This window comes from Propionimicrobium sp. BV2F7 (assembly GCF_000510445.1).
Lineage (GTDB): Bacteria > Actinomycetota > Actinomycetes > Propionibacteriales > Propionibacteriaceae > Propionimicrobium > Propionimicrobium lymphophilum.
On sequence record NZ_AZIS01000005.1, the window covers coordinates 222,687 to 238,250 of the forward strand.

14 protein-coding genes are annotated in these 15,564 nt (G+C 59.5%); 12 read left to right on the plus strand and 2 right to left on the minus strand.

The genetic code is table 11. The annotated features are described in order from the left end of the window. Window positions 1-16: 16 nt before the first annotated feature. From HMPREF1255_RS07445 to HMPREF1255_RS07460, 4 genes are all read left to right on the plus strand, one after another. Complete coding sequence (locus tag HMPREF1255_RS07445; protein ID WP_197016986.1) at window positions 17-583, plus strand: type II secretion system F family protein; 567 nt, start codon at window positions 17-19, stop codon at window positions 581-583. 138 nt (window positions 584-721) lie between these two features. Then, window positions 722-1,072 carry a DUF4244 domain-containing protein gene (locus HMPREF1255_RS10080; RefSeq protein WP_016456745.1) on the plus strand — a complete coding sequence of 117 codons (351 nt, stop codon included), beginning with the start codon at window positions 722-724 and terminating at the stop codon, window positions 1,070-1,072. Window positions 1,073-1,118: 46 nt separating this feature from the next. After that, window positions 1,119-1,454, plus strand: coding sequence for a TadE family type IV pilus minor pilin (locus tag HMPREF1255_RS07455; protein WP_051176512.1), 336 nt, complete (start codon window positions 1,119-1,121; stop codon window positions 1,452-1,454). A gap of 1 nt (window position 1,455) precedes the next feature. Beyond that, a complete protein-coding gene (locus tag HMPREF1255_RS07460; RefSeq protein ID WP_024111481.1) occupies window positions 1,456-1,848 on the plus strand; it encodes an Rv3654c family TadE-like protein in 393 nt (130 codons plus the stop codon). A 10-nt stretch (window positions 1,849-1,858) separates the two neighbouring features. Here HMPREF1255_RS07460 and HMPREF1255_RS07465 read toward each other — a convergent pair whose 3' ends face one another. Next, window positions 1,859-4,114: a DEAD/DEAH box helicase gene (locus HMPREF1255_RS07465; RefSeq protein WP_036917505.1), complete on the minus strand. Its 2,256-nt coding sequence runs from the start codon at window positions 4,112-4,114 to the stop codon at window positions 1,859-1,861. Between the two features lie 188 nt (window positions 4,115-4,302). Here HMPREF1255_RS07465 and topA point away from each other — a divergent pair, with 188 nt between their 5' ends. From topA to HMPREF1255_RS07500, 7 genes are all read left to right on the plus strand, one after another. Next, a complete protein-coding gene (gene topA / locus HMPREF1255_RS07470; protein ID WP_024111510.1) occupies window positions 4,303-6,978 on the plus strand; it encodes a type I DNA topoisomerase in 2,676 nt (891 codons plus the stop codon). A gap of 83 nt (window positions 6,979-7,061) precedes the next feature. Beyond that, entirely contained in the window at window positions 7,062-7,685 is a 624-nt protein-coding gene (gene tmk / locus HMPREF1255_RS07475; protein WP_024111627.1) for a dTMP kinase, read from the plus strand. Continuing rightward, a complete protein-coding gene (locus HMPREF1255_RS07480) occupies window positions 7,682-8,854 on the plus strand; it encodes a DNA polymerase III subunit delta' (RefSeq protein WP_024111594.1) in 1,173 nt (390 codons plus the stop codon). Before tmk ends, HMPREF1255_RS07480 begins: the two co-directional genes overlap by 4 nt. Before the next feature lie 97 nt (window positions 8,855-8,951). Beyond that, window positions 8,952-9,641 carry a DoxX family protein gene (locus tag HMPREF1255_RS07485; protein WP_016456738.1) on the plus strand — a complete coding sequence of 230 codons (690 nt, stop codon included), beginning with the start codon at window positions 8,952-8,954 and terminating at the stop codon, window positions 9,639-9,641. Window positions 9,642-9,750: 109 nt separating this feature from the next. After that, window positions 9,751-10,422 carry a regulatory iron-sulfur-containing complex subunit RicT gene (locus tag HMPREF1255_RS07490; RefSeq protein ID WP_024111465.1) on the plus strand — a complete coding sequence of 224 codons (672 nt, stop codon included), beginning with the start codon at window positions 9,751-9,753 and terminating at the stop codon, window positions 10,420-10,422. Further along, on the plus strand, window positions 10,423-12,018 hold the full coding sequence (locus HMPREF1255_RS07495; protein ID WP_024111562.1) for an alpha/beta fold hydrolase: 1,596 nt from the start codon (window positions 10,423-10,425) through the stop codon (window positions 12,016-12,018). Between the two features lie 62 nt (window positions 12,019-12,080). Then, a complete protein-coding gene (locus tag HMPREF1255_RS07500; protein ID WP_024111387.1) occupies window positions 12,081-13,436 on the plus strand; it encodes an NAD(P)/FAD-dependent oxidoreductase in 1,356 nt (451 codons plus the stop codon). Here HMPREF1255_RS07500 and HMPREF1255_RS07505 read toward each other — a convergent pair. Further along, entirely contained in the window at window positions 13,433-14,407 is a 975-nt protein-coding gene (locus HMPREF1255_RS07505; protein WP_024111344.1) for a hypothetical protein, read from the minus strand. The genes HMPREF1255_RS07500 and HMPREF1255_RS07505 overlap by 4 nt on opposite strands. A 115-nt stretch (window positions 14,408-14,522) precedes the next feature. Here HMPREF1255_RS07505 and HMPREF1255_RS07510 point away from each other — a divergent pair, with 115 nt between their 5' ends. Further along, a complete protein-coding gene (locus HMPREF1255_RS07510) occupies window positions 14,523-15,539 on the plus strand; it encodes a hypothetical protein (protein WP_024111327.1) in 1,017 nt (338 codons plus the stop codon). Window positions 15,540-15,564: the final 25 nt, after the last annotated feature.

The window sequence follows — 15,564 nt, forward strand, 5'->3', positions numbered from 1 at the left end:
TTTTGTATCGTTCGGGGTGGCCGGTGCACTCTTCGGCTACGTTGCCTTCGGTGACGTCGTCGTCGCCGCGATAGGTGCTGTCGTTTCTATCTGTGTGCTCACATTTTGCGACGCAGAGAAAAGACAGAAAACCAAAAGGCGCCAAGAACTGAGGGAACAGCTGCCGTCGACGCTAGAGCTTCTGGCGGCTTGCCTTAGCTCTGGAGCGCCAGTCAGCCAGGCAGTGCGCGAGGTGGCCGAGATCAGCCCGCCAGCCACCGCAGATCTGCTCAATTCCTACTGTCGAAATTTGGACGTCGGCCGCAGCCAGATCCAGGCGTGGAAGTCATTGGCCAAGGAACCTGTCTGGGAGCCAGTTGCGACGGATATATCCGCACTAGTGGCGTCTGGGTCGGCGATGAGCAAGCTGCTGCTGACGCACGCAAAAGATGCCAGAGAAGCCTGCGCGAGCGAATTGGAAACAGCCGCGAAAACTTTGGCAGTTAAATCCGTTCTTCCCCTGATGTGTTGCTTTTTACCAAGCTTTATTTTGGTTGGAGTGGTGCCTATTATCGCCGGTGTGATTTCCTCCGGAATCCTATAAAACCGGCAGTTATCAACCGAAAAAGCTTTTTATCAACAGATATATCCACAAGGTGTTGTCCGGATGAATTTTTTCGAATCGGAGATCAATGATGTTTGTGCATCAGAAAACGAGAAAGATTAAAGAAAGGAAACTCTCGTGGAATCTGCAATTTCGGTATTAAACAAGGAAGAAACCTGCCTTGGGTCTGGCGATATCCAGAATGTTCAGGATTATTGGCAGGACGCCGCGGAGGCTGAAGCGGAGCGCATGAGGCTGAGCGTAGACGAACAGCTTGAATGCCTAAATGCGATTGAAATCAAAGAAAAAGGCAAGTTAGCTAAGGCTTTCGAAAGGGGAATGGCGACAGCTGAATATGCAGTAGGAATCTTGGCTGCGGTCGCTATGGCTCTTGTACTTTTGAAGATCATTACAGGAAAAGACTTTTTCGGGGCGATGCTTAAATTCGTGGTTTCCCTAATTGCGAAGGTCGGCGCCCAGTTGCCCTAAAGACGGCTGAGAAGTGTTTTGAATTTTAGGCGAATTGCCAAGTGAAATGAACTCTGTAAAGCATTCGCGCGGGATGGTTACTGCGGAATTGGCCATTTCTATAATGGCCGCAACCATCGTCGCAGCCTTATTAGCCTGGTCGATTGGTTTAGTCGCAACTCAGGCGCGCTGCGAAGAGATAGCTGCCAGGGTCGCCCGGTTCGAATCGAGGGGAGACGAGGAATCCGCGGAAAAGGCCCGCGCGAATGCGCCTGAAGGGGCCGATGTTCAGGTGACGGAGTACCCGGACAGGGTGCAAGTTTCGGTGACTAAAGACGCCTACTTCGGGCGATTTGGCCCGGTCGCGCTAAAAGCCGCTGCGGTGGTTCCCAAGGAGGGCTGAGATGCGTAACGAACGTGGTTCCGGGACGATGCTCGGCGCATCGATGCTCATCGTCTTGCTGGTGATGGCGTTCCTCGCTTTCCTGCTGTCGGGTTGGCTGTCGTCATGCCGGAAGGTGCGGAGCGAGGCCGACCTGGTGGCGCTGACGGCTGCCAGGGCACAGGCCGCAGCCAGGTCAGCTTGCGAAGCGGCCAAAGCGGCGGTAACCGCGAACAACAAAACCGCGTCTGGCCAAACACGCCTAGAAAACTGTGATGTCGAGACCGGGTTCGGAGAATTCGCCGTCACCGTCGAGCTCAGAAAAGAGCCCACACCTCGCTTGCCGGGTGGCCTGGGCGAAGTAAAGGCCCGCGCCAAAGCAGGAATAATCGAGAATCTCGAGTCCGCGGAGTGAATCTGGAGGCTTATGAAAGGTAGTTGCTCAGCAGAACGATGGCGGCCTGCTTGTCCAACGTTTGATTAGCATTGCCGCATTTCGGGGAAACTATGCACGAAGGGCAGCCGGCAGCGCAGGGGCAATTCTTCAGGCGCTCCAGGGTGGCGTTCAGCCACTCATCGGCGATCTGGTAGCCATACTCGGCGAACCCTGCTCCGCCGGGCGCGCCGTCGTGGACGAACACCGTCAGGGCATTCGTGTCTGGGTGACAGAGAGTCGATAGACCGCCGATGTCCCAGCGGTCGCAGGTCGCGAACGCGGGCAGTAGCCCGATCGAGGTGTGCTCGGTGGCATGGGCTGCGCAAGCTAGTTCTTGGGGCTTCAATCCCAAGCCCTCGCAGAATTCCTCTGGCACGGTCCACCAAACCGCGTGCGTGCGATAGGTCCTTACGGGCAGCTGCAACGGCGTCTCGTCCCAGACTTCACTAGATGAGCTATCCCTGCGCAGATACGCGATAACTTGGCTGGCGATCTCCACCTCTCCGTGGCCTAGCAAACCGTGTCCGAATTTGTGCTCCTCGTCCCTGGTGCAGATCCTAAGATCGCTGACGGATTTAGCCTGGGTGTAATACGACGGGTCACCTGCATGGACTAGAGCGGTCGATTCCTGGGGGGAGTATTCGCTGACCAGCCAATGCTCGCCCTTGTGCAGGTAGACGGCACCCTTGTGCACCGTTCTATCCGCGGTCGACGCGTCCGCCGTCCCAATCACGGCTCCGGATGCTTCGTCGACGATATTTATCTGCCTGTTGCCAGAGCCCCGAAGGCTGATGGAATCCACAGCCCGATCCGGACGCACCCAGTACCAGCCGGTGGGACGCTTGCGCAGCAGCCCCGCTTCGGCCGCTTGATCGGCAAGACTTGCCATTGTGGGACCGAAGTAGCGCCCGTCATCTTCGGTTAAAGGAACCTCTTGCGCCGCCGCTGCAATGTGCGGGCCCAGGACGTGAGTGTTGTATGGGTCGAAAATGCATGTCTCGGTTGGCTTATCGAACAGCAGGCTCGGGTTCTCGAAAAGATAGGCGTCCAACGGGTCCTCTTTTGCCAGCAGGACGCTTAGCGCCGGTCGATTTTTGCGACCCGCGCGCCCGGTCTGCTGACGGTAGGAGGCTAGCGTGCCGGGAAACCCCGAGATCAGAACCGCGTCAAGACCCGCGATATCGATGCCGAGCTCCAGCGCGTTCGTTGCCGCCACTCCGCAAAGCTCTCCCTCGGATAGCGCCTTTTCGATGCCACGTCGTTCGTCTGCGAGATAGCCGGCACGATAACTAGCGATGCCCGGAGCTTTGCGCCCCGCGCGTAGCGCCACCAGTTCGGCTTGGCTTCGGCTCGGCGTGAACGTCAGAACCTGCATCCCGTCACGGACGAGTTCGGCCATCAGATCGGCCGCCTCGTGCGCGGGAGTGTCGATCGGCTGCCACAGCACATCGACGCGCTCGCCGTGCGGGGAAGTGTCCTCGTCGACGACGGCTATTGGGGCCTGCTCTGCGATCAGCCGGGCGCCCCACTTCGTGATGCCTGTAGCAGTTGCAGAAGAAAGGATGAAAACCGGATGAGAACCGTAAAACTCGCATACCCTGCGCAACCTCCGTAGGACGTTGGCCACGTGTGAGCCGAAAACTCCGCGGTATCTGTGCGCCTCGTCGATTATGACGTAGCGCAGCCCGCCCAAGAACCGTTGGTATCTGCTGTGTGAGGGCAGGATGGAAAGGTGGAGCATGTCCGGATTAGTTAGGACGTAATTCGCCTGCTCCCTGGCGAACCTACGCTCTGCCTGCGTAGAGTCGCCGTCCAAAGTCGTGCTCAACCAGCCCTTGGGCGCTAGCGCGCGAGACTTCATGTATTGGTCATGGGCGAGCGCCTTCGTGGGCGACAGATACAACGCAGTGTGGTTGGCTACTCCTAGCCTGGTGCGGAGATCGTCGTTGCCGGCTGGGGCCACAGCGCGAGAAGACACGACCGCAGTCGCCGAAAGAACCGGTAAAAGATAAGCCAGGGTCTTTCCGGAGGCGGTCGGCGTTGCTATCACGCAGTGTTCGCCTGCAACTGCGTGATCTGCGAGCTGCGCCTGATGTGCCCACAGCCGCTCGATACCTCCGGCTTTTAGACTCTCCACCACTTCTGCCGGCACCCATGCCGGCCAGTCGACGGTGGTGCCCTCCGTTGCAGGGCGACGATTTACATGTCTAACCTGCGCACGATCAGTCAAGAGTCCAAAAGCCATAGCCCTATACTTGCAGCCCAAGGAAGGCTTGCGGTATCGGATATTGTGCGAAACTGAAAACATTCCGCATCGATTAGGCCTGGTAAGTAATGTAGCTGCCAGCGGTGCCCAGCAGACTAAAGTAGTAAATTGTTTGCCCGCCCGAATGCAGCCGCAGGATATAAGCGGTGCCAGTTAAGGAGTTTATTGTGACCGGTAAGCGACGCCTGGTGATTGTTGAGTCGCCCACCAAGGCGACCAAGATTGCCAGCTATCTTGGCGACGGTTACGTCGTTGAATCGAGCCGCGGACACGTGCGAGATCTCCCGAACAATGCTGCTGAGGTGCCCACCAAATATAAGGGACAGCCCTGGAGCCGGCTCGGTGTGAACATCGAAGAAGGCTTCTCTCCCCTCTACGTGGTCAACCCGGAAAAGCGCAGCACGATCAAGAAGCTCAAGGACGAGCTGAAGGATGTCGACGAACTCTTCCTGGCAACTGATGAGGACCGCGAAGGAGAGGCTATCGCCTGGCACCTGCTGCAGGAACTGAAGCCGAAGGTGCCGGTCAAGCGAATGGTCTTCCACGAGATCACCCAAGAGGCCATCAGGGCTGCTGTGGAAAATCCGCGAGAGCTCGATCAAGACCTCGTTGACGCGCAGGAGACCCGCCGAATCCTCGACCGGTTGTACGGCTACGAGGTGAGCCCGGTGCTTTGGAAGAAGGTCATGCCGAAGCTATCGGCAGGCCGCGTCCAATCCGTCGCCACTCGCCTTGTGGTGGATCGCGAACGCAAGCGGATCGCTTTCGTGCCCGCCGAATACTGGGACCTGAACATCAAATTGGACGCAGGCGCCGACGCCGACGTCAGGCAGTTCCCGGCCAGGCTCGCTAACCTCGACGGCACCCGAATTGCGCGTGGTAACGATTTCGACGACGCCGGCAAGCTGACCTCCGGCGTCTTCGCGCTGACCGAGAAGGACGCCACCGGCATCGCCGAGGCCCTAAAGAAGGCCGATATCTCGGTGGCAGACATCGAGAACAAGCCGTACCGGCGTAGGCCGGCGGCTCCGTTCAGGACCACCACACTTCAGCAGGAGGCGGGCCGCAAACTCGGTTTCAGCACCGACCGAACCATGCGCGTAGCCCAGCAGCTGTACGAATCCGGTTTCATCACGTATATGCGTACCGACTCTGTTTCGCTTTCCGGCGAGGCTATTAACGCGGCGCGCGACCAGGCCGTCCAGCTGTATGGCAGCCAGTATGTGCCCGAGAAGCCGCGTTTCTATTCCAGCAAGGTGAAGAACGCGCAGGAGGCCCACGAGGCGATTCGTCCCGCTGGGTCCAACTTCCGCACCCCTGCGCAGGCCGGGCTCGCTGCCGACCAGTTCCGCCTTTACGAGTTGATCTGGCAGCGCACGATCGCCTCCCAGATGGCCGACGCCGAGGGCCAGACCGTCAGCGTCAAGATCGACGCCAAACTCGACGGGCAGGTTGCCTTGAGCTCTGAGGCAAAGGTCGGAGTTGCCGGGCTCGTTGCTTCTGGTCGCACCATTACCTTTCCGGGTTTCATGAAGGCTTACGTCGAGGCTGAGGGTGAGAAGAAGGAAACCAGGCTGCCGCAGCTGAACGTCGCTCAGGACCTGGGGCTCGTCAGCGCCGAGGCGGACGGACACCAGACCAAGCCGCCCGCCCGCTACACCGAGCCGAGCCTGATCGCGAAGCTAGAGGAACTAGAGATCGGCCGCCCGTCCACTTACGCGTCGATCATCCGCACGATCACCGCCCGCGATTACGTCTGGAAGCGCGGTTCGGCTTTGGTGCCGACGTGGCTTGCGTTCGCCGTCACCCGCTTGATGGAGGAACACTTCCCGCAGCTGGTGGACTACAAATTCACCGCGGACCTCGAGGATCGTCTTGACGAGATAGCCAATGGAAATCTGGATCGGCTGGAGGTGCTGCACAAGTTCTACAACGGCGACGGCGGTAACCAGGGCTTGGCAGTGCTGGTCGAGGATCTCGAGGACATCGACGCCCGCGCCAACAGCACTTTCCCGATTGGCGAGGATAGTGGCATCGTGCTGCGAGTCGGCCGCTACGGCCCCTACTTGGAGGATGCGAAGCAGGATCGGGCGAACGTGCCCGAGGATCTGGCACCCGACGAGCTCACTCTCGAGAAAGCTAAGGAGTTGTTGGTCACGCCGTCCGGCGCTGAGCGCGAACTTGGCCTAGATCCGGAGAAAAACGTGCCGATCGTGGTTCGTAATGGCCGCTATGGCCCGTACGTCACGGAGATTATCGAGGCCGAGGAGGGCAAGAAGAAGCCCAAGGCCCGCACCGCATCATTGTTTAAGACAATGAGCCCGAACACGGTGACTCTTGAGGAAGCCCTGAAGCTTCTGAGCCTGCCTAGGTTGGTTGGAAAGGACGCTGAGGGCGTCGAGATCACAGCACAGAATGGCCCCTACGGGCCATACCTGCGAAAGGGTAAGGACACCCGTCAGCTGCCCAGCGAAGAGGCGCTTTTCACTGTCACTTTGGAAGAGGCCGAAGAACTCTACAGCAAGCCCAAGACCAGGGGAGCGCGCTCTTCTGCGCTGCTTAGGGAGCTGGGAGAGGATAAGTCCACGGGCAAAAAGATGGTGATCAAGAACGGCCGCTTCGGCCCATACATCACCGACGGCGAGACCAACCAGTCTCTGCCCAAGACGCTTCTTCCCGAGGACGTGACACCCGAGCAGGCCAGCGACATGCTGGCGGCCAAGCGCGCTAAGGGCCCCGCGCCTAAGCGCCGTGGGACGGTTAAGAAATCTACCGCTAAAAAGACCACGGCAAAGAAGACGACGGCCAAAAAGTCGACTTCCAAGACCACTAAGAAGTCCTAGGGCATCAGCGAATCTTGTCAGTGGCCTCTGGCAAGATTTATGACTGCTAGTTTTTCGAGGCCACTAGGCATTGAGGAGGTGCGATGGGCAAAGGCAGATTCATCGTCTTCGAGGGCGGGGATTGCGCCGGCAAGACCACCCAGGTCAACCGGCTCTCTCGCCGGTTGAGAGCGGCAGGAATCGAGCACATCGTCACCAGGCAGCCCGGTGGCACGAAAACTGGCGACGTGGTTCGCAGTCTATTGCTGGACACCGATCAAGAACTCGACTATCGCTGTGAGGCGCTGCTTTATTCCGCTGACAAGGCCCAGCATCTTGCTGAGGTGGTTCGTCCCGCGCTCGACCGCGGGGTGGTGGTGTTGTGTGATCGCTACGTGGATTCGATGCTCGCCTATCAAGGTTTTGGCCGAGGCATCGCCACCGACGAGCTGGAGGCCCTTGCCAGGTGGGCGACTTCCGATATGCGTCCGGATCTCACCGTCCTGCTCGATGTCGACCCATCGCAGGCAGTCGAGATCAAGGGCAAGAAGGATCGGCTGGAATCGGCCGGAAACGAATTCCACGCCCGGGTCCGTCAGGGCTTTTTGGATCTTGCCTCGCGCGATCCGCAGCGCTACCTGGTGTTGAACGCGCGCGACAGAATATCAACCATTTCCGATACGATTTCGGTTGAGGTGGCCAAGCTTTTGGAGCTGGAATCGCTATGAGCGTCTGGGATGAACTAGTCAGCCAGGAACCCACGATCGCGCTGCTCGCCGATGCAGTCGAAGCCGCGCATGGCCGCGGCGAAAATCAGCGCTCGATGACGCACGCTTGGCTGATCACCGGCCCCCCAGGGTCAGGACGATCTAATGCGGCTAGGGCTTTTGCTGCCGCCCTGCTGTGCCCGAATGGGGGCTGCGGCGAGTGTCAGTCGTGCCGGACGGTTGCGAACGGCTCACATCCCGACGCCACCGTGTTGAACACCCAGCAGCTTTCGATTGGAGTCGAGCAGGTCAGAGATATCGCGCTTCGGGCCGGCATGTCTCCGACGCTTGGCGCCTACCAGATCATCATTGTCGAGGATGCCGACCGTGTCACCGATAGGGGAGCGGATGCGCTGCTGAAGTCGTTGGAGGAGCCGCCGCCGCGCACTGTCTGGATGCTGTGCGCGCCCACCCCCGACGATGTCATCGTCACGATTCGTTCGCGCTGCCGTCAGGTTCATCTGCGCACGCCGTCGAATTCGGACGTCACGAATCTGTTGATCAGCCGCGACGGTATCGATCCGGAGACCGCGGGCCACGCAGCCAGGGCTGCGCAAGGGCACATCGGGCGCGCCCGTGGGCTGGCAAGGAACGAGAAATCTCGCGAGTCGCGTCGGCGCTGGCTGCAGGTGCCAGCACGCCTCAAAGGGGTCTCCGATTGTCTACAGATAGCCCAGAGCCTGGTCGACGAGGCCACGAAGAACGCCAGCGAGGCCACCGTCAAATTGGACGAGGCAGAAACAGCTGAGCTGCGTCAGGCGCTCGGATTCGGCACCAAGGGCACGCGCCCGAAGAATGCCCAGGCCGCGCTGAAGGATCTGGAGAAGCAACAGAAGATGCGGGCAAAGCGCTTCCAGCGCGATTCTTTGGATAGGGTGCTGACCGAACTTTCGACTTGGTATCGCGATGTCTTATCCATGCAGATCGGCGCCGTCGACATCGACGAGTCCACCGACGGGCTGATCAACAGTTCGATCGCGGATCAGATCAGGGCTGCCGCAGACGCAACCAACCCGAGCTCGACGATTAAAGCTATGTCGGCGATCATCGAGACCAGGCAGGCTCTCGACTTCAACGTCGCCCCGCTTCTCGCTTTCGAGTCGTTAATGTTAAAGCTTTATGAAGGTTGATCGGCGCTCCATTCTCGAATTTGGTGCGATGACTATAGACTTTTACATGAAAGATGAATGACTTCGAGTCGTTTCCCTCAATCCTCTAGGAGCAACCGTGAGCGAGAATGTGAATAGCGGGCTGTCCGGCGCTAGCCCGGCCAAGCCGAGAGATCCCGATGAGCTCCAAACGCCGGTGTCTGAACCCGAACCGATGCCGGAAAACGCCGCACTGGGTAATCCTGCCGCCGCTGCCTCCGACGAGCAGCTGGTCCGTGAGCTTGAAGATCGCGACAAGCTTCTGGGCAACGTCCGCCAGGATCCGGAGCCCGAGGTTGTCGTCGTAGAAAAGGAAGGGAAGAAGGTCACCGATAAGTTCTTCGGCTCGCTCGGTTTATTCCTGCTTCGTATCGTCATGGCCGCGTTGCTGGCCGTCATCGGTTGGCAGGTGCTGGTCGACCAGGGTGGTTACGCTGACGCTTTGACCGGCGCTGGCGTTCCCGCGAACGTTTCTGGATGGCTCGCGCTCGCCGCTGGCATCGGTATGCTGCTGGCCTGCGTCCTGCTGCTGATTGGCTGGGGCACTCGAATCGTCGGTTTGCTGCTGACCGTTGCTGGAGTCGCGGTTTTGGCATTCTTCCGCTTCGGCCCATTCAACCCGATCATGGAGGGCCACACCGGTTTCTACGGAGACCGCGACCTGCTGTTCACCGTCTGCGCGTTCCTGATGTTCATGCTGGGCGCCGGCGGCTGGTCGGTCGATGCCGCTTACCGCAGGTCTCGCGATAAGCGTAAGAACCAGGACTAACGTCTAGGATTATGTAGCCGTCCGCCGCTGGCGGGCGGCTACTTTTATTTAGGGGAGGCTAAAGGTCTTAGCCCTTAAGCGCTTCGGGGTTAGGGCTAGTCTTGAATCCATGAAGATTTTGGGCGTCGAGTTTGAGCGTTACGGTGAGTTGCACTACCTCTCCGTGGCGGGCGACGCCGACGATTTTAGGGTAGGTGACGACGTCCTCTACCCGACTTCGGGAGGGCCGGAGGTGGCCCGCGTGGTTTGGCGGGGCGAATCCGCGGCTGAGGGGTTTCCGGAGTGCCTGGGGCACGCCAGCGCCGAGGACCTGGCAAGGGACGTTCGTAACCGCGAGGACCGCGAGCGCGCCAAGGCCACGGCTATCGATTTGATCGAGCGTCATGGTCTGCCGATGAAGGTGCTGGGCGTCGATCTGATCGATCGCTCCGAGGATTTCGACAGGATGTACGCGATCTACTACACGGCTCCGCGCAGGGTGGATTTTCGCGCGCTCGTCCCGGATCTTGCATACACATTAAACGCGCGCATTGATCTGCGTCAGGTCGGGTCTCGTGACGCAGCTCAGCTGACTGGCGGCGTTGGCCGTTGTGGGCGTCAGCTTTGCTGCGTCTCTTTCCTTCCCGTGCTTGAACCGATCAGCCTGCGCACGCTCGATTCCCGTTCCGCTGCGATGCCGGCAACCGGCGTCTGTGGCCGGCTGCTCTGCTGCCTGCGCTACGAGGATTCCCCGATGTGCGATGCTAGCTCCTGCCCGGTTGCGGAGAACCTGAAGAGTTAGATGCGAAAGCAAATCGCGCTGTTGGCCGCAGGGTTGCTGCTTGCCGGTTGCTCGGCTGCCCCGAAAACTCAAGCCGATGCTACGCCCTCTCCTTCAGTTGCTTTCGATGTCGAGCCGGTCGCTCTCGACGGAAGCGGCCATAAGATGCCCTGGCCGAAGCGGGCTTGGGTAGTGGGCGAGAGTTCGGATCGGATGAAATATGTAGAGTCTCAGGCGCGTCCGCCGGGCGTCGTGGATCCGCCAGCGGGGCAGGGCTATGGCCGCTATTACGTGCAGCGCCTCGATTGGGCGCAGTGCGGCGAGTTCGAGTGCGCGAAGATGCTTGCCCCATTGGATTGGGAGAACCCGGACGGTTTGGCCGTCACGATCGCCTTGAAGCGTTCTGCCATTGACGATCCGCATGGCGTGCTTTTCGTCAATCCCGGCGGGCCGGGCGGCAGCGCGCTGGATTATGTGGACCAGTTCGGCGAGGAGCTGAGGTACGACATAGTCGGCATGGATCCGCGCGGCTCCGGCAAATCGACTCCCGTCGTCTGCTCGACGGGAGAGGAGCTGGACCGCTACCTGGACGTCGATGTCTCGCCCGATGATTCTGGCGAGGTGGCCGCGCTGCTCGACGCGGAGCGGTGGTTCGCCACCGACTGCAGGAAGAACTCCGGTGCGCTGCTGGACCACGTCAGCACCATCGACACTGCCTACGATTTCGACCTGGCCAGGAGGCTTCTCGGCCAGGAAAAATTCAACTTCCTCGGGGTCAGTTACGGCACTTTGTTGGGCGCCACATACGCAGAGCTTTTCCCGGATAGCACCGGAAAGGTCGTGCTGGATTCGGCCGTCAGCCTTGGACCGAGCGAGGAGGTTTCGCAGGCAGTCGGTTTCGAGAGGAACCTAAGCGAATTTGCGCGCTGGTGTGCGTCTAAAACGTCGTGCGAGCTTGGTTCGGACGAGCAGTCCGTGACGAAGAGCATTAAGGGTTTCCTTGATTCGTTGGACTCAAATTCTCTCAGTTCACCGGATGGTCGAACGCTGACCCAGTCGCGGGCCGTCGCTGGGCTGTTGCTTTTCTTCTACACCGGAGAATCGTTCTACGACGCAGCTGGAGAGGCCATTTCGAAGGCGATCGCAGGTGATCCCACGATGATTTTCCAGGCTTCGGACGCCATGACCGGCCGCGAACCTGGCGGCTACTCGTCGCTGATCGCCGCCGCCTCCGGGATTGGCTGCCTAGACCAGCCCGATTCCGGCTTGAAGGGTGCTTTTGCCCAGTGGAGCAAGCAAAAGGCCCAGGCCCCGGTCCTGGGGCACTTGATCGGCCCGGACACGCTCTGTCCGGTTTGGACGAGTGCGCCGCGGCCAAGGATCGCGTTCAGCGGGGATACCGAAACCCCGGTGCTCGTGTTGGCAAACACCGAAGATTCTGCGACTCCCTACGAGCAGTCGGTGCTCGCAAACCGGATATTCAAAGACTCGATTCTGGTGACGAGAAAAGCACCCGGGCACGGGGTTTTCGGTAGCAGCAGGTGTGCAGACCGAATTGTCGCCGACTATTTCAACGAGTCGAAAATTCCTGAAACTAACCTTGAATGTGCTTCCTGAGGGCTATCTGGTGCCGTAAAGCTGGACTCCGTGCCGCCCCCTCCAGATGGTTAGGTAAACTTATGAAGGTGGTTGATTGCATAATTATCGGGGCAGGAATCGCCGGGCTCTTCGCCGCTCGCAAGCTGAAGGAAGCCGGTCGCAGCGTCGTCGTGCTCGAGGCTCGCGAACGCACAGGTGGCCGTATCCAGACCGTGATGGTCAAAGACCACGTCATCGAACATGGCGGTCAGTGGTTGGCGGGCGGTTTCGACATGATGGAGGAACTCGTCGCCGAGTTCGGCTTCGAGGAGATTCCGGCCGATACCGACAACGCAGTTATTCGCGCTGGTGGGCACCAATTCGTCTCAACCAAGGACGACAATCGCACTAAGGCACTCTCACCATTCGAGATCTCCGATCTGGGGCGCGGACTTGTCAGATTTAGCCGACTCGCTGAGTTGCTTGACAAGGACCATGCCTGGGCGCAATCAAACCACAGGTGGCTCGACCAGAGCCTGAAGCGCTGGACCCAGACCAATCTGCGTACTCCCGGCGCCAAGAAGGAATTCCTCTCGCTGGTTAGCCTCGCGATGCGAGAAAAGATCGAGGATCCTAACCTGCGTGATGCCCTCGGCTACTCTCCCGAGAGTATCGACATGGAGTCGATCTTCGCAGTCAACGGTGGCATCAGGCAGGTTCGTTTGCGCGGCGGCATGCAGCAGCTAACAGACAAGCTCGCAGACGAGCTGTCCGATGACGAGCTGTATCTGAACGCCGAGGTGACCAAGGTCGAGTGGAAAAACAATTCGGTGACCTGCTTCCTAGCCGACGGTCGTCAGTTCTCGGCACGCAAACTTTTGAACACCCTGCCGCCGTGGCTGGCGCAGCGGCTGGAATACTCTCCCAGGCTGCCGGCCTGGCGCGACGAGGTTGTGCAGAACACGCTGCCGGGCAACGTCATCAAGGCCCACATCATCTACGACAAGCCTTGGTGGCGCGAGAAGGGCCTTTCTGGCCAGGCTAGTTCCGACAGCGGCGCGGTTCGCGTCACGTTCGACACAACCGATGAGGGGCACGGCGTTGGCGTGATCATGGGATTCTTCACGGGGTCTGAGGCGGACACGTTGTGTAACCGCTCTGTCACTCTCCGCGATCGAATCTTCACGAAGGCACTCTCCGCGATGCTCGGCGAAGAAGCTAAGCAGCAGCACGATTACATCGATCTGCCTTGGGGCAAGGAGAAGTACAGCGAGGGCTGCCACGGCGCCCACTTCTCTCCCGGCATCTGGACTGCCGACGGCGTTCAGCTTGCCGAGCCGGTTGGTCCGATCCACTTCGCAGGCTGTGAGTACGCAGAGAAGTTCAACGGCTACATGGAGGGCGCGGTTCGCTCGGCCCTGGGCGAGGTCGAGAAGATCGATTCGGAACTGGCTTAGCAGCTCGGCCTAACGAATCCCTTAGCCTGGCTCGCAACCGTTTTGGCCAGCGTGGTCAGGGCGTCGCGGGTGGCTTCCTTGTCGCCGGTTTTGTTGTTGACCATTATCGTCACGGCGACGGGTGTGCCGTCTGAAAGATCGATCAGGCCGGTCTGGCGAAGCGAGAAGACGCCGTCTTTAGTGCCGTCGCCGCTCTTACTGAATGACCTGGGGATGGTCTGCAATCCGATCGGGGAATTCGTCGGCTCGTCCATTTTTGCCATGACTGGCACCGTGTGCACCCAATCGCATTGCACTTCGGCCATGAACTCCGATTGATTTTTTAGCGGCCAGAGGACCTGCCTATAGGGATGGCTTTCGGCCCCTTCCTCGGAGGGGATGGCTGTGCCCCAGTCGCCGTAGCGGTGCAGAATTCGCAGGGTTTTGGAGACCGCCTGATCGTGGGTGCCCAGGTAGGCCCACAACGCGTCGTCGCCCGCTGGGGAGCCCTCCACGAAAGATTTCTCGAACATGTACTTTCGATCTTCGGGCTGTTTGGCCTCGTCGAGGATGGCGATTGCGGCGGGTATCGTCGCGGTGGCCCAGGCGGGGCCGCTGACTATGGTGCCTCCGCTCCACGTGTCCTGTGGACGGGTCTCGACGGTGCCGATGGCCGAGATTGCGACGCCGACCTCCATCTCTCCGGATTCCTCGATGGCCGCTATTGCCTTGAGAATTTCGGGTTGGTCGGGGGCTTCGACCATGTTCGGGTTGGGTTCGGGTTCGGCCTCATAGATCTGCGACGGCGTGGTGGTGGGGGACGGCTCTGGGCCGTCACCGGATTTGGATGCGCCGTAGACGGTTGCGAGTAGCAGCATGAGTGCCATGACGAAAACGAGCAGCCAAAGCGGCGCGTTCTTAAACCAGGCGGGCACGCGTAGTTTGCCGAGCCTGGTTTTGCGTGCGTTGTCGAATTTTTTTGCTCTGCTCATCTGTCTCGTAGCCGGTCGGTGGTTCAATGATTATTAATTAAGGTAATCTCAAGTTTCACAGATTATAGAACGAAAAGAGGCCGTAAGGATGTTCTGCTCTCGCTGCGGAAGTCATGTGGGGATCAGCGACGTCGAATGCGCTGTGTGCTCGGCCTCCTTGAACTCTCCTGGCGCGATACGTCTCATCGACCCTAAATTGGACCCGGATTTCGTCCCGCAAATCCTAGATCAGGACGAAGGCTCCGAGGGTGAGCAAGCCGATGAGGGCGACGATTCGGTAGAGGGCTCCTATTCGCCCGCCGATGACGCTGAAGATTCCGCAGTGGAAGCCACTGGCCTTGGCGAGGAAACCCCGCCTGGCGAAGGGGATTCAGACGACGAGGCCGAGACAGAGCCCTCCGAGGAAGATTCAGTAGAGCCCGACCAAAACCAGCAAGAAGATGCCGCAGATGAGGGAGAGCCCGATGAAGGCACAGCAGATAGCGAATCTGTAGCTGGCGAAGATTCGGAAAGCGACAATGAGGCCGTCGACGTTGAGGAAGATGAGGAAGAGCCGGAGGATAAGGAGTCTCGATTCGCCTCAACCCGCGAGAATGCTAAGGCGAAGTTCGCGGTGGTTAACGACAGGTTTCAGGCCACCTTTGACGAAGTGCGCAACCCCAGCACCGAGAACATTCGCGCGGTCGAACGCAGTTTGGGGCTGGAGCCCGAGCGGGTCCCGAGGCAGAAGGTCACGGCGGCGCTGATCATCTTGTTCTTGGCGATAGCTTTTTCCGGCGTCCTGATGGCCCAGTTAATCAACCTGGATAAGACGCTGCTCGGCAACAGGCCGCTGCCGGAAAGCACGCTGTCGGTTGCCCCTGAGCCGTCGAGCACGGCGAATCGTCCTGACATGGACATGGACGAGGGCGCCAAGGAATGCGATGGCGGCGTATGGGCGGGAGAACACACCTCATGCGAGCTGGCGAAGGCCGCCGCCGATCAAGTCAAAGAAATCACGAAGCCCAAGACGATCAAGGTGACCATCGGCGAGGAGAAGCAGGAGTTCGAGCTCAGCTGTGCCGTCGATAAGGCAGTCACCTGCAAAGGAACTGACGATAGTCAGGAAATCGCCGTTTGGGTGACCAGATAGCAGGATAAAAAATAGCCCCAGGCGA

Coding starts and splice junctions, on each gene's coding strand:
- HMPREF1255_RS07455 (WP_051176512.1), top strand. CDS start 1,119: ATGAACTCTGTAAAGCATTCGCGCGGGATGGTTACTGCGGAATTGGCC.
- HMPREF1255_RS07460 (WP_024111481.1), top strand. CDS start 1,456: ATGCGTAACGAACGTGGTTCCGGGACGATGCTCGGCGCATCGATGCTC.
- HMPREF1255_RS07465 (WP_036917505.1), bottom strand. CDS start 4,114: ATGGCTTTTGGACTCTTGACTGATCGTGCGCAGGTTAGACATGTAAAT.
- tmk (WP_024111627.1), top strand. CDS start 7,062: ATGGGCAAAGGCAGATTCATCGTCTTCGAGGGCGGGGATTGCGCCGGC.
- HMPREF1255_RS07480 (WP_024111594.1), top strand. CDS start 7,682: ATGAGCGTCTGGGATGAACTAGTCAGCCAGGAACCCACGATCGCGCTG.
- HMPREF1255_RS07490 (WP_024111465.1), top strand. CDS start 9,751: ATGAAGATTTTGGGCGTCGAGTTTGAGCGTTACGGTGAGTTGCACTAC.
- HMPREF1255_RS07495 (WP_024111562.1), top strand. CDS start 10,423: ATGCGAAAGCAAATCGCGCTGTTGGCCGCAGGGTTGCTGCTTGCCGGT.
- HMPREF1255_RS07500 (WP_024111387.1), top strand. CDS start 12,081: ATGAAGGTGGTTGATTGCATAATTATCGGGGCAGGAATCGCCGGGCTC.
- HMPREF1255_RS07505 (WP_024111344.1), bottom strand. CDS start 14,407: ATGAGCAGAGCAAAAAAATTCGACAACGCACGCAAAACCAGGCTCGGC.